The following is a 13,470-nucleotide window of genomic DNA, read 5'->3' on the forward strand; positions in this document are numbered from 1 at the left end:
AGGCGGTACGCGTCCGTACACAGCCAAAACGATCCACCGGCCTCTTATTGGCCCTTGTCGTGGACTGGTCCCGGAGAGTTTGCTCTGCAGTGCATCACCCAGCACTTTCAGCATCTTTTTCTCCGAGTGAGGTCGATCCGTGTCCACGCTTCCCAGCACCCCGCAGTCCGCCGACTCCCCGGCCACCGGCACCGCCCGCGTGAAGCGCGGCATGGCCGAGCAGCTCAAGGGCGGCGTGATCATGGACGTCGTCAACGCCGAGCAGGCGAAGATCGCCGAGGACGCGGGCGCCGTGGCCGTCATGGCCCTGGAGCGGGTGCCCGCCGACATTCGCAAGGACGGCGGCGTGGCCCGGATGTCCGACCCGAACATGATCGAAGAGATCATCGAGGCCGTCTCCATCCCGGTGATGGCGAAGTCCCGCATCGGCCACTTCGTCGAGGCGCAGGTCCTGCAGTCCCTCGGTGTCGACTACATCGACGAGTCCGAGGTCCTGACCCCGGCCGACGAGGTCAACCACAGCGACAAGTTCGCCTTCACCACGCCGTTCGTCTGTGGCGCCACCAACCTGGGCGAGGCGCTGCGCCGCATCGCCGAAGGCGCGGCCATGATCCGCTCCAAGGGCGAGGCCGGCACCGGCAACGTCGTCGAGGCGGTCCGCCACCTGCGCCAGATCAAGAACGAGATCGCCCGGCTGCGCGGCTACGACAACAACGAGCTGTACGCCGCCGCCAAGGAGCTCCGCGCCCCGTACGAGCTGGTCAAGGAGGTCGCCGAGCTCGGCAAGCTGCCCGTCGTGCTGTTCTCCGCCGGTGGCGTCGCCACCCCGGCCGACGCCGCGCTGATGCGCCAGCTCGGCGCCGAGGGCGTCTTCGTCGGCTCCGGCATCTTCAAGTCCGGCGACCCGGCCAAGCGCGCCGCCGCCATCGTGAAGGCCACCACCTTCTACGACGACCCGAAGATCATCGCGGACGCCTCCCGCAACCTGGGCGAGGCCATGGTCGGCATCAACTGCGACACCCTGCCCGAGGCCGAGCGCTACGCCAACCGCGGCTGGTAGTCACAGATGAGCGACACCCCTGTGATCGGAGTCCTGGCTCTCCAGGGCGACGTACGGGAGCACCTGATCGCCCTGGCCTCGGCAGACGCCCTGGCCAGGCCGGTCCGGCGCCCCGAAGAGCTCGCCGAGGTCGACGGTCTCGTCATACCCGGCGGTGAATCCACCACGATGTCCAAGCTCGCCACCCTGTTCGGCATGCTGGAACCACTGCGCGAGCGGGTCCGCGCCGGCATGCCGGTCTACGGCACCTGCGCCGGAATGATCCTGCTGGCCGACAAGATCCTCGACCCGCGTTCGGGCCAGGAGACCATCGGCGGCATCGACATGATCGTGCGTCGTAACGCCTTCGGGCGGCAGAACGAGTCCTTCGAGGCCGCCGTCGAGGTGGCCGGGATCGAGGGCGGCCCGGTCGAGGGCGTCTTCATCCGCGCCCCCTGGGTGGAGTCGGTCGGCGCCCGGGCCGAGGTGATCGCCGAGCACGGCGGCCATATTGTCGCCGTACGTCAGGGAAACGCCCTGGCGACGTCATTCCACCCGGAACTGACCGGTGACCACCGGGTTCACGCACTCTTCGTCGACATGGTGCGCGCCAAGGGGTGAACGGATCCCGGTAGGATCTCCGTTGTTCATTTCTACTGGCGACGCGTTGTAAGGAGCTGGCGATGTCCGGCCACTCTAAGTGGGCTACCACCAAGCACAAGAAGGCCGTGATTGATGCCAAGCGCGGCAAGCTCTTCGCCAAGCTGATCAAGAACATCGAGGTCGCGGCCCGCACCGGCGGTGTGGACCCCGAGGGCAACCCGACCCTCGTCGATGCGATCCAGAAGGCGAAGAAGAGCTCCGTCCCGAACAAGAACATCGACTCCGCGGTCAAGCGCGGTGGCGGTCTCGAAGCGGGCGGCGTCGACTACCAGACGATCATGTACGAGGGTTACGGCCCGAACGGTGTCGCGGTGCTCATCGAGTGCCTCACCGACAACCGCAACCGTGCCGCCTCCGACGTGCGTGTGGCGATGACCCGCAACGGCGGTTCGATGGCCGACCCGGGTTCGGTCTCGTACCTCTTCAACCGCAAGGGCGTCGTCATCGTCCCCAAGGGCGAGCTCACCGAGGACGACGTCCTCGGTGCGGTGCTCGACGCGGGCGCCGAGGAGGTCAATGACCTCGGTGAGTCCTACGAGGTCGTCAGCGAGGCCACCGACATGGTCGCGGTCCGTACCGCGCTCCAGCAGGCGGGCATCGACTACGACTCGGCCGAGGCCAACTTCCTGCCCACCATGCAGGTCGAGCTGGACGAGGAAGGCGCGCGCAAGATCTTCAAGCTGATCGACGCGCTGGAGGACAGCGACGACGTGCAGAACGTCTTCGCCAACTTCGACGTCTCGGACGAGGTCATGGAGAAGGTCGACGCCTGAGACGGCGGACGACGCCTCCCCGCGTGAGCGGGGACGACCCGGAGACGGGCAGCGTCCGGCCGCTGTACAGGGGCACTCTCCGCGCGGGCGGAGCCGACGGGCCGACGGGGACACACCCCGTCGGCCCGTCGCATTGTCAGTGCGAGCCGATAGCCTGCGGGAACAGTTGACCGATCGGCAGAGGGGGCGCTTCATGCGGGTACTGGGCGTGGACCCGGGACTGACCCGGTGCGGCGTCGGCGTCGTCGAAGGAGTGGCGGGCCGCCCCCTGACGATGCTCGGGGTCGGCGTCGTCCGCACCCCCGCCGATGCCGAGCTCGGCCATCGGCTGGTCGCGATCGAGCGCGGCATCGAGGAGTGGCTCGACGAGCACCGCCCCGAATTCGTCGCCGTGGAGCGGGTGTTCAGCCAGCACAATGTCCGTACGGTGATGGGCACTGCCCAGGCCAGTGCGGTCGCCATGCTCTGCGCGTCCCGCCGCGGCATCCCCGTCGCCCTGCACACCCCCAGCGAGGTCAAGGCCGCCGTCACCGGCAGCGGCCGCGCCGAAAAGGCACAGGTCGGAGCGATGGTCACCCGGCTGCTTCGGCTCGACGCACCGCCGAAACCCGCCGACGCCGCCGACGCCCTGGCCCTCGCCATCTGCCACATCTGGCGGGCCCCGGCCGTCAACCGCCTCCAGCAGGCGCACGCGGCGGCCGCCGCCCGTGGCCACCGCGTTTCCCGTACACCCGCAGTTCCCGTCCGGAAGGTCCCCCGATGATCGCCTTCGTCAGCGGCCCCGTCGCCGCACTCGCCCCGACCACGGCCGTGATCGAGGTCGGCGGCATCGGCATGGCCGTCCAGTGCAGCCCCCACACCCTCGCCGACCTGCGGATCGGCCAGGAGGCCCGGCTGGCCACCTCCCTCGTCGTACGGGAGGACTCGCTCACCCTCTACGGCTTCGCCGACGACGACCAGCGGCAGGTCTTCGAGCTGCTCCAGACCGCCAGCGGCGTCGGCCCCCGGCTCGCCCAGGCGATGCTCGCCGTGCACAGCCCGGACGCCCTGCGCCTCGCCGTCTCCACCGGCGACGAGAAGGCCCTCACCGCCGTCCCCGGCATCGGCAAGAAGGGCGCGCAGAAACTCCTCCTCGAACTCAAGGACAGACTGGGCGAGCCCGTCGGGGCCCACATCGGCCACCAGGGCATCGGCACCGCCGTCACCTCCTCGTGGCGCGACCAGCTGCAGGCCGCCCTGATCGGCCTCGGATACGCGACCCGTGAGGCCGACGAGGCGGTCACCGCTGTCGCCCCGCAGGCCGAGGCCGCGCTCGCGAAGGGCGCCCAGCCGCCCGTACCGCAGCTGCTGCGGGCCGCTCTGCAGACCCTCAACCGCGCACGCTGACCGCACGCCGGACCGACGCGACACCCCCGACGCCCGGGCACCGCACGGCCCGGCACCGAAACACCCGAGGCGGGACTGACCGAATGAACTGGGACGACACCGGACCCGACACCGACGAGCGGCTCGACGAGCGCCTCGTCGACGCCGGCGCGGACGGCGAGGACACGGCGGTCGAAGCTGCCCTGCGGCCGAAGGACCTCGACGAATTCGTCGGCCAGGAGAAGGTGCGCGAACAGCTCGACCTGGTCCTGAAGGCCGCCCTCGCCCGCGGCGCCACCGCCGACCACGTCCTGCTCTCCGGCGCCCCCGGCCTCGGCAAGACCACCCTCTCCATGATCATCGCTGCCGAGATGGGCGCCCCGATCCGGATCACCTCGGGCCCCGCCATCCAGCACGCGGGCGACCTCGCCGCGATCCTCTCCTCCCTCCAGGAGGGCGAGGTCCTCTTCCTCGACGAGATCCACCGCATGTCACGGCCCGCCGAAGAGATGCTCTACATGGCGATGGAGGACTTCCGCGTCGACGTCATCGTCGGCAAGGGCCCCGGCGCCACCGCCATTCCGTTGGAACTTCCACCCTTCACCCTCGTCGGCGCCACCACCCGGGCCGGACTCCTGCCGCCTCCGCTGCGCGACCGCTTCGGCTTCACCGGCCACATGGAGTTCTACGCCCCCGCCGAACTGGAACGCGTCATCCACCGCTCGGCCCGCCTCCTCGACGTCGCGATAGACGCCGAAGGGGCGGCCGAGATCGCCGGGCGCTCCCGCGGCACACCCCGTATCGCCAACCGGCTGCTGCGCCGCGTCCGCGACTACGCCCAGGTCAAGGCGGACGGCCGGATCGACCGGGGTGTCGCCTCCGCCGCCCTCGGGGTGTACGAGGTCGACGGCCGGGGTCTCGACCGGCTGGACCGGGCGGTGCTCGGTGCGCTCCTGAAGCTCTTCGGCGGCGGACCGGTCGGTCTGTCCACCCTCGCGGTCGCCGTGGGGGAGGAGCGCGAGACGGTCGAGGAGGTCGCGGAGCCCTTCCTGGTACGGGAAGGACTGCTGGCCAGGACGCCGCGGGGGCGGGTCGCCACCCCTGCGGCCTGGGCTCATCTGGGTCTCGTCCCCCCTCAGCACGGCGGAAAGGGACAACAGGGTCTGTTCGGGGCGTGATGCGTCACAGGTTCGCCCGGACAGGAACCCGGGTGCGATGCTGGGCGTTGTTCCATCGATGCGGACTCGCTTAGACTCCGCCGATGCCGCCCGCACAGGGCGGCGTACCCACCCCCGTAGATCAGGCCGCATTCCAGCGCGGTCGTGCGAAGGAAAATCGTCCCGTGAATCCCGTGACTCTCCTCCCCTTCATCGTGCTCATCGGGGCCATGTTCCTGATGACCCGGTCCGCCAAGAAGAAGCAGGCTGCCGCCGCGCAGATGCGCAACGAGATGCAGCCCGGCACCGGCGTTCGGACGATCGGGGGCATGTACGCCACCGTCAAGGAGCTTCACGACGACACGGTTCTCCTCGAGGTCGCGCCCGGCGTCCACGCCATCTACGCCAAGAACGCCATCGGTGCCGTCCTCGACGACGCGGAGTACAACCGCATCGTCCACGGTGACGACGACGGGATCGACGGCGCGGTCGTGCCGGACGACGCGTCCTCGCTGACCGAGCACGTCGAGGCCGACACGGACGTCGACACCGACGTGGACGACGCGGACGATGCCAAAATCGACCTGGGCAAGAAGGCCGAGGCCGGCGACGTCGAGCCGAAGGACGCCAAGGCCGACGAGAAGTCCGAGGGCAAGGCCGACGGCGAGGCCGACTCGAAGTAATTCACGACCCGGGGATGCCGTGAGCCCACCGGCGTCCGGCATCCCCGGGACCGTGCGATCTTCTGCGGGGGCAGGTCCCCACAACACTTCGTGGCCGCTCGGGCGCACACCCGGCGCGGGGCGGTTGGACAGGGAGAAACGAGAAGGTGGCAGCACCGAAGAAGGGCCGAGGGCCGTCCGGCGGTCAGGGCAGGCCGGGGCGCGCCCTGGCTCTGATCCTGATCGCCATGGTCGCGCTCACCGGCGGGATGTTCTTGTCCGGTCACACCACGCCACGGCTGGGTATCGACCTGGCGGGCGGCACGTCGATCACGCTCAAGGCGAAGAGTCAGCCCGGTAAGCCGGACGCGATCAACCAGACCAACATGGACACCGCGGTCAGCATCATCGAACGCCGTGTCAATGGTCTGGGTGTCTCCGAGGCCGAGGTCCAGACCCAGGGCCGGGACAACATCATCGTCAACATCCCCAAGGGAACGAACTCGAAGCAGGCCCGGGAACAGGTCGGTACCACCGCCCAGCTCTACTTCCGGCCCGTGCTCGCCGTCACCGAGGGCAAGGCGACGCCCACCGGCACCGCCAGCCCCTCGGCCTCCGGCTCGCCGAAGCCGAGCGCGTCGCCCAGCAGCAAGGAGACGGCCTCCGGATCCAAGGCCACTCCCTCGGCGAGCGCGACCACCCAGGGCCGTGCGGTCACCGGCGCGCTGACGAAGGACACGTCGCCCAGCCCCAGCGCCTCCGGCACGCCGAAGGCGTCCGCGAGCCCGTCGGCCTCGGTCGACCCGGCCACCGCCGAGCTGCAGAAGAAGTTCGCGGAGCTGGACTGCTCCACCAAGGCCGGCCGCGCGAAGGCCGGTGCCAACGTGAAGCCCACCGACACCACGGTCGCGTGCAGCTCCGAGGGCGACGCCAAGTACGTCCTCGGCCCGGCCGAGGTCTCCGGTACGGACGTGGGCAGCGCCAAGGCCGCGGTCGACCAGCAGCGCGGCATGTGGATCGTGCAGATGGACTTCACCGACAAGGGCTCGAAGAAGTTCCAGAAGATCACCTCGAAGCTGTCCACGCAGCAGTCGCCGATGAACCAGTTCGCCATCGCGCTCGACGGCGAGGTCGTCTCCGCGCCCCAGGTGAACGAGACGCTCAGCGGCAGCGCCGAGATCTCCGGCAGCTTCACCCAGCAGTCCGCCCAGGACCTGGCGAACGTGCTGTCCTACGGTGCGCTCCCGCTGTCCTTCCGCGAGGACACGGTCACCACCGTCACCGCGGCGCTCGGCGGTGAGCAGCTCCAGGCGGGTCTGATCGCCGGTGCGATCGGTCTGGCCCTGGTCGTCATCTACCTGGTGGCCTACTACCGCGGTCTGGCGCTCATCGCGCTCCTGAGCCTCGCTGCCTCCGGCATACTGACCTACACACTCATGTCGCTGCTCGGCCCGGCCATCGGCTTCGCGCTGAACCTCCCCGCGGTCTGTGGCGCCATCGTGGCGATCGGTATCACCGCGGACTCGTTCATCGTGTACTTCGAACGCATCCGGGACGAGATCCGCGAGGGCCGCACCCTGCGTCCGGCCGTCGAGCGTGCCTGGCCGCGTGCCCGTCGCACCATCCTGGTCTCCGACTTCGTGTCGTTCCTCGCCGCGGCGGTGCTCTTCATCGTCACCGTCGGCAAGGTCCAGGGCTTCGCCTTCACGCTGGGTCTCACCACCCTGCTCGACGTGGTCGTGGTGTTCCTCTTCACCAAGCCCGTCATGACGCTGATGGCCCGTACGAAGTTCTTCTCCAGCGGTCACCCGTGGTCCGGCCTGGACCCGAAGCGGCTCGGCGCCAAGCCGCCGCTGCGCCGCTCGCGCCGTGTCAACGCCCCCACCGACCCGAAGGAGGCGTGAGATGTCGCGACTCGGCAGCCTCGGCGCCCGGCTCTACCGCGGCGAGGTCGGTTACGACTTCATCGGAAGCCGCAAGATCTGGTACGGCATCTCGATCCTGATCACCATCACGGCTGTCGTCGCCCTGGCGGTCGGCGGACTCAACATGGGGATCGAGTTCAAGGGCGGCGCGGTCTTCACCACGCCGTCGACCAGTGCCACGGTCGCCCAGGCGGAGGAATCCGCGACCTCCGCCTCCGGCCACCAGGCGATCGTCCAGAAGCTCGGCAACGGCACGCTGCGTATTCAGATCACCGAAGTCGACCTGTCGAAGTCCGACGCGATCAAGGCGGAGCTCTCCAAGGACCTCAAGGTCCCCGAGGAGAAGATCAACGCCGACCTGGTCGGCCCCAGCTGGGGTGAGCAGATCGCCAACAAGGCCTGGACCGGCCTCGGCGTCTTCATGATCCTCGTGGTGATCTACCTGGCCATCGCGTTCGAGTGGCGCATGGCCATCGCGGCCCTGGTCGCACTGATCCACGACATCACGATCACGGTCGGGATCTATGCCCTGGTCGGCTTCGAGGTCACCCCGGGCACCGTGATCGGTCTGCTGACCATCCTCGGTTACTCCCTGTACGACACGGTCGTCGTCTTCGACAGCCTCAAGGAGGGCACGAAGGGGATCACCAAGCAGACCCGCTGGACGTACAGCGAGATCGCCAACCGCTCGATCAACGGCACGCTGGTCCGCTCCATCAACACCACCGTCGTGGCGCTGCTGCCGGTCGCCGGCCTGCTGTTCATCGGCGGCGGTGTCCTCGGCGCCGGCATGCTGAACGACATCTCGCTGTCGCTGTTCGTCGGCCTCGCCGCCGGCGCGTACTCCTCGATCTTCATCGCCACCCCGCTGGTCGCCGACCTCAAGGAACGCGAGCCGCAGATGAAGGCCCTGAAGAAGCGGATCCTCGCCAAGCGTGCGGCAGCAGCCGCCAAGGGCGAGTCGGCCGAGGACGAGCAGTCGTACGAGGACGACGTCATCGAGGAACCCGCGCCCGCCGCTGCGGTCGTCGGTCAGCGCCAGCAGCCCCCCAGGGGCCACGGCCGGACCCCGGGGAAGCGTCGATGACCAGCACCACCGAGAGCACCAGGGAACTGCTGCTCAGCCGTATCCGTGACGTGGCGGACTATCCGAAGCCGGGCGTGATGTTCAAGGACATCACCCCGCTGCTCGCGGACCCGGTCGCGTTCACGGCCCTCACCGACGCCCTCGCGGAGCTGTGCGTACGGCACGGCGCCACGAAGGTCGTCGGTCTGGAGGCGCGCGGCTTCATCCTGGCGGCGCCGGTTGCGGTCCGGGCCGGGCTCGGCTTCGTACCCGTCCGCAAGGCGGGGAAGCTGCCCGGCGCCACGCTCAGCCAGGCGTACGAGCTGGAGTACGGCACCGCGGAGATCGAGATACACGCGGAGGACCTCACGGCCGAGGACCAGATCATGGTCATCGACGACGTCCTTGCCACCGGCGGCACCGCTGAGGCATCGCTGCAGCTGATCCGCCGGGCCGGTGCCCGGGTCGCGGGCGTCGCGGTCCTCATGGAGCTCGGCTTCCTCGACGGCAGGGCGCGTCTGGAGTCCGGTCTGGCCGGTGCTCCGCTGGAGGCGCTCATCCGCGTCTGAGACTGTCACGCATGCATCGGGTGCCCGGAACAATTTTCGGGCACCCGATGGTGCGTCTGCGGTATTCGCACCCACGTTCGGAGGGGTCGGGTCGGGCCCCACCTCATGCATCACGCCGCCGCTCAGCCCCTGCCGCACTTGGGGCAGCGGCACACCGGCACACACAGGACGGGCACCGGGAACACCCTGGGGCCCGTCCCGCGTTGTGAGGGTCCCACGGTCCCCGGGGGAGGTCCGGCCGCAGGGTCGATACGATGGCCTTTCCGGGAGTCCGGATCCGCATGAGGAGCGCTCTTGCCAGACGAGGCCCAGCCAGTCGCCGCCCCGCAGCCCGACAAGCCCGCGGCGGTCCCAGCCACGCCCGGGAAGAAGCAGCCCGCGGCGAAGGAGAAGCCGAAGCCCCCGGCTCCCGAACCGGCGAGCAGCGCCACGCAGACTCCCCCCAGGGCGAACGGGGCCGCGCCGGCGTCCCCTGCCCAGCCGGCCCCCGTCTCCCCGCCTCCGGCCGCCCCGAACCCCCCGGCCAAGCCCGCCGCCAAGCCCGTGGCCCCGGTCGGTCCGGCCCGCTCCAGCGGCTCCTCCAACCGGGTACGGGCCAGGCTCGCCCGGCTCGGCGTGCAGCGCTCCAGCCCGTACAACCCGGTCCTCGAACCGCTCCTGCGCGCGGTCCGCAGCAACGACCCCAAGATCGAGACGTCCACGCTGCGCCAGATCGAGCGCGCCTACCAGGTCGCCGAGCGCTGGCACCGCGGTCAGAAGCGCAAGAGCGGCGACCCGTACATCACGCATCCGCTCGCCGTCACGACGATCCTCGCCGAGCTCGGCATGGATCCGGCGACGCTGATGGCCGGTCTGCTCCACGACACGGTCGAGGACACCGAGTACGGCCTGGACACCCTGCGCCGGGACTTCGGCGACCAGGTCGCGCTGCTGGTCGACGGCGTGACCAAGCTGGACAAGGTGAAGTTCGGCGAGGCGGCGCAGGCCGAGACCGTACGCAAGATGGTCGTCGCCATGGCCAAGGACCCCAGGGTCCTCGTCATCAAGCTCGCCGACCGGCTGCACAACATGCGCACCATGCGCTACCTCAAGCGGGAGAAGCAGGAGAAGAAGGCCCGCGAGACGCTTGAGATCTACGCGCCCCTGGCCCACCGCCTGGGCATGAACACCATCAAGTGGGAGCTCGAGGACCTCGCGTTCGCGATCCTCTACCCCAAGATGTACGACGAGATCGTCCGTCTCGTCGCCGAGCGGGCACCCAAGCGCGACGAATACCTCGCCATAGTGACCGACGAGGTCCAGGCCGACCTGCGCGCCGCCCGGATCAAGGCCACCGTCACCGGACGGCCGAAGCACTACTACAGCGTCTACCAGAAGATGATCGTGCGAGGCCGGGACTTCGCCGAGATCTACGACCTGGTGGGCATCCGCGTCCTCGTCGACACCGTCCGTGACTGTTACGCGGCGCTCGGCACCGTGCACGCGCGATGGAATCCGGTCCCCGGCCGGTTCAAGGACTACATCGCGATGCCCAAGTTCAACATGTACCAGTCACTGCACACCACGGTGATCGGTCCCAGCGGCAAGCCCGTCGAGCTGCAGATCCGTACGTTCGACATGCACCGCCGCGCCGAGTACGGCATCGCCGCGCACTGGAAGTACAAGCAGGAGGCCGTCGCCGGCGCCTCCAAGGTCCGCACCGACGTACCCAAGCACACCGGCCGCGGCCAGGACACCGTCAATGACATGGCGTGGCTGCGCCAGCTCCTCGACTGGCAGAAGGAGACCGAGGACCCCAGCGAGTTCCTGGAGTCCCTGCGCTTCGACCTCTCCCGCAACGAGGTCTTCGTCTTCACGCCCAAGGGCGACGTCATAGCGCTGCCCGCGGGCGCGACCCCGGTCGACTTCGCGTACGCCGTGCATACGGAGGTCGGCCACCGGACCATAGGGGCACGGGTCAACGGGCGGCTCGTGCCGCTCGAATCCACCCTCGACAACGGCGACCTCGTGGAGGTCTTCACCTCCAAGGCGGCCGGCGCCGGACCGTCCCGGGACTGGCTGGGCTTCGTCAAGTCGCCGCGCGCCCGGAACAAGATCCGCGCCTGGTTCTCCAAGGAACGCCGCGACGAGGCGATCGAGCAGGGCAAGGACGCCATCGCGCGCGCCATGCGCAAGCAGAACCTGCCGATCCAGCGGATCCTGACCGGCGACTCGCTCGTCACCCTGGCCCACGAGATGCGCTACCCGGACATCTCGTCCCTGTACGCGGCGATCGGCGAGGGCCATGTCGCGGCCGCGGGTGTCGTGCAGAAGCTGGTCCAGGCGCTCGGCGGCGAGGACGCGGCCAATGAGGACCTGGCGGAGAGCGCGCCGCCCTCGCGCAGCCGCGGCAAGCGCCGCTCCAACGCCGACCCGGGTGTGGTCGTCAAGGGCGTCGAGGACGTCTGGGTCAAACTGGCCCGCTGCTGCACGCCCGTCCCCGGCGACCCGATCATCGGCTTCGTCACCCGTGGCAGCGGCGTCTCCGTGCACCGGGCCGACTGCGTCAACGTGGACTCGCTGTCGCAGCAGCCCGAGCGGATCCTGGAGGTCGAATGGGCGCCGACCCAGTCCTCGGTCTTCCTCGTCGCCATCCAGGTCGAGGCCCTCGACCGGTCGCGGCTGCTCTCGGACGTCACTCGCGTCCTGTCCGACCAGCACGTGAACATCCTGTCGGCGGCCGTACAGACCTCACGGGACCGGGTGGCCACCTCGCGGTTCACTTTCGAGATGGGTGACCCGAAGCACCTCGGACACGTGCTGAAGGCCGTACGGGGCGTGGAGGGCGTTTACGACGTCTACCGCGTGACCTCGGCCCGCAGGCCCTGACCCCGACCGCCCCCGATGCCGGCAGGCCCTCCACCGAAACGCCGAAGGGCCCTCCGTCACCGACGGAGGGCCCTTCGGGCTGTCTGAACAGCTGTCAGCCGCCGAACTCCTCCAGGCCCTTCAGCGCCTGGTCCAGCAGGGCCTGACGGCCCTCCAGCTCACGGGCCAGCTTGTCGGCGCGGGCGTTGTTGCCCGCGGCGCGCGCCGTGTCGATCTGCGAACGCAGCTTGTCGACGGCCGCCTGAAGCTGCCCGGTCAGACCCGCGGCGCGCGCACGCGCCTCCGGGTTCGTCCGGCGCCACTCCGACTCCTCGGCCTCCTGGAGCGCCCGCTCCACCGCCTGCATCCGCCCCTCGACCTTCGGACGCGCGTCGCGCGGCACGTGGCCGATGGCCTCCCAGCGCTCGTTGAGGGCACGGAACGCGGCCCTGGCCGCCTTCAGGTCCTTCACCGGCACCAGCTTTTCGGCCTCGACCGCGAGCTCCTCCTTCAGCTTGAGGTTCTCGCCCTGCTCCGCGTCCCGCTCGGCGAAGACCTCGCCACGGGCGGCGAAGAAGACGTCCTGCGCACCGCGGAAACGGTTCCACAGATCGTCTTCGGCCTCGCGCTGGGCGCGGCCCGCCGCCTTCCACTCCGTCATCAGATCGCGGTAACGCGCGGCCGTCGTTCCCCAGTCCGTGGAACCGGAGAGGGCCTCGGCCTCGACGACCAGCTTCTCCTTGGCCTTGCGGGCCTCCTCGCGCTGGGCGTCCAGCGACGCGAAGTGCGCCTTGCGGCGCTTGGAGAACGCCGAGCGCGCGTGCGAGAAGCGGTGCCACAGCTCGTCGTCCGACTTGCGGTCGAGCCGCGGCAGGCCCTTCCACGTGTCGACGAGTGCCCGCAGCCGCTCGCCCGCGGAGCGCCACTGCTCGCTCTGCGCCAGCTCCTCGGCCTCGGCGACCAGCGCCTCCTTGGCGTGCTTCGCCTCGTCGGTCTGCTTCGCCTTCTGGGCCTTGCGCTCCTCGCGACGGGAGTCGACCGTCGCGACCAGCGCGTCGAGCCGCCTCCGGAGCGCGTCGAGGTCGCCGACGGCGTGATGCTCGTCGACCTGCTGACGCAGATGCTCGATGGCGGTCGTCGCGTCCTTCGCCGACAGGTCGGTGGTCTTCACCCGCCGTTCGAGGAGGCCGATCTCGACCACGATGCCCTCGTACTTGCGCTCGAAGTAAGCCAGAGCCTCCTCGGGAGAACCGGCCTGCCACGATCCGACAACCTGCTCGCCATCGGCTGTACGCACGTACACGGTGCCCGTCTCGTCGACACGGCCCCACGGGTCGCTGCTCACAGCGCCTCCTCCACCTGATGCCTGTGAGAGGGTTCACCCCCCTGGCATCGTCCACAGTT

Annotated in this window: 12 protein-coding genes; 11 read left to right on the plus strand and 1 reads right to left on the minus strand. The window is 69.6% G+C overall.

What is annotated here, in order from left to right; translation table 11 throughout:
* The first annotated feature begins 139 nt into the window (after positions 1–139).
* The 11 genes from pdxS (at position 140) to OG972_RS33430 (ending at position 12,087) form a co-directional block, all read left to right on the plus strand.
* The gene (gene pdxS / locus OG972_RS33380) at positions 140–1,060 is read left to right on the plus strand and encodes a pyridoxal 5'-phosphate synthase lyase subunit PdxS (RefSeq protein ID WP_266987900.1); all 921 of its coding nucleotides are present in this window, start codon (positions 140–142) and stop codon (positions 1,058–1,060) included.
* A 6-nt stretch (positions 1,061–1,066) separates the two neighbouring features.
* Positions 1,067–1,660 (plus strand): pyridoxal 5'-phosphate synthase glutaminase subunit PdxT, encoded by a 594-nt coding sequence (pdxT, locus tag OG972_RS33385; RefSeq protein WP_266987901.1) that lies wholly within the window; start codon positions 1,067–1,069, stop codon positions 1,658–1,660.
* Positions 1,661–1,722: 62 nt separating this feature from the next.
* The gene (locus tag OG972_RS33390) at positions 1,723–2,475 is read left to right on the plus strand and encodes a YebC/PmpR family DNA-binding transcriptional regulator (protein ID WP_030918812.1); all 753 of its coding nucleotides are present in this window, start codon (positions 1,723–1,725) and stop codon (positions 2,473–2,475) included.
* Positions 2,476–2,668: 193 nt separating this feature from the next.
* On the plus strand, positions 2,669–3,238 hold the full coding sequence (ruvC, locus tag OG972_RS33395; protein WP_266987902.1) for a crossover junction endodeoxyribonuclease RuvC: 570 nt from the start codon (positions 2,669–2,671) through the stop codon (positions 3,236–3,238).
* Entirely contained in the window at positions 3,235–3,861 is a 627-nt protein-coding gene (gene ruvA, locus OG972_RS33400; RefSeq protein WP_266987904.1) for a Holliday junction branch migration protein RuvA, read from the plus strand. Before ruvC ends, ruvA begins: the two co-directional genes overlap by 4 nt.
* A gap of 83 nt (positions 3,862–3,944) precedes the next feature.
* Positions 3,945–5,018 carry a Holliday junction branch migration DNA helicase RuvB gene (gene ruvB / locus OG972_RS33405; protein WP_266987906.1) on the plus strand — a complete coding sequence of 358 codons (1,074 nt, stop codon included), beginning with the start codon at positions 3,945–3,947 and terminating at the stop codon, positions 5,016–5,018.
* Between the two features lie 164 nt (positions 5,019–5,182).
* Positions 5,183–5,680, plus strand: a complete 498-nt coding sequence (yajC, locus tag OG972_RS33410) for a preprotein translocase subunit YajC (RefSeq protein WP_266987908.1) — start codon at positions 5,183–5,185, stop codon at positions 5,678–5,680.
* A 146-nt stretch (positions 5,681–5,826) separates the two neighbouring features.
* Positions 5,827–7,563, plus strand: a complete 1,737-nt coding sequence (gene secD / locus OG972_RS33415; RefSeq protein WP_266987910.1) for a protein translocase subunit SecD — start codon at positions 5,827–5,829, stop codon at positions 7,561–7,563.
* Between the two features lies 1 nt (position 7,564).
* Entirely contained in the window at positions 7,565–8,671 is a 1,107-nt protein-coding gene (secF, locus tag OG972_RS33420; RefSeq protein WP_266987912.1) for a protein translocase subunit SecF, read from the plus strand.
* Positions 8,668–9,219, plus strand: a complete 552-nt coding sequence (locus OG972_RS33425) for an adenine phosphoribosyltransferase (RefSeq protein WP_266987914.1) — start codon at positions 8,668–8,670, stop codon at positions 9,217–9,219. Before secF ends, OG972_RS33425 begins: the two co-directional genes overlap by 4 nt.
* 294 nt (positions 9,220–9,513) lie before the next feature.
* Positions 9,514–12,087, plus strand: coding sequence for a bifunctional (p)ppGpp synthetase/guanosine-3',5'-bis(diphosphate) 3'-pyrophosphohydrolase (locus OG972_RS33430; RefSeq protein ID WP_266987916.1), 2,574 nt, complete (start codon positions 9,514–9,516; stop codon positions 12,085–12,087).
* Positions 12,088–12,181: 94 nt separating this feature from the next.
* Here the strand turns inward: OG972_RS33430 and OG972_RS33435 are convergent, their stop codons facing one another.
* On the minus strand, positions 12,182–13,411 hold the full coding sequence (locus tag OG972_RS33435) for a DUF349 domain-containing protein (RefSeq protein WP_266987918.1): 1,230 nt from the start codon (positions 13,409–13,411) through the stop codon (positions 12,182–12,184).
* Between the last annotated feature and the right edge of the window lie 59 nt (positions 13,412–13,470).

The organism is Streptomyces sp. NBC_01669 (assembly GCF_026339735.1).
GTDB lineage: Bacteria > Actinomycetota > Actinomycetes > Streptomycetales > Streptomycetaceae > Streptomyces > Streptomyces yanii.

Excerpts from the sequence above, each read along its gene's own strand:
- ruvA (WP_266987904.1), top strand. The coding sequence starts at position 3,235 with ATGATCGCCTTCGTCAGCGGCCCCGTCGCCGCACTCGCCCCGACCACG.
- OG972_RS33390 (WP_030918812.1), top strand. The coding sequence starts at position 1,723 with ATGTCCGGCCACTCTAAGTGGGCTACCACCAAGCACAAGAAGGCCGTG.
- OG972_RS33425 (WP_266987914.1), top strand. The coding sequence starts at position 8,668 with ATGACCAGCACCACCGAGAGCACCAGGGAACTGCTGCTCAGCCGTATC.
- secF (WP_266987912.1), top strand. The coding sequence starts at position 7,565 with ATGTCGCGACTCGGCAGCCTCGGCGCCCGGCTCTACCGCGGCGAGGTC.
- ruvB (WP_266987906.1), top strand. The coding sequence starts at position 3,945 with ATGAACTGGGACGACACCGGACCCGACACCGACGAGCGGCTCGACGAG.
- pdxT (WP_266987901.1), top strand. The coding sequence starts at position 1,067 with ATGAGCGACACCCCTGTGATCGGAGTCCTGGCTCTCCAGGGCGACGTA.
- ruvC (WP_266987902.1), top strand. The coding sequence starts at position 2,669 with ATGCGGGTACTGGGCGTGGACCCGGGACTGACCCGGTGCGGCGTCGGC.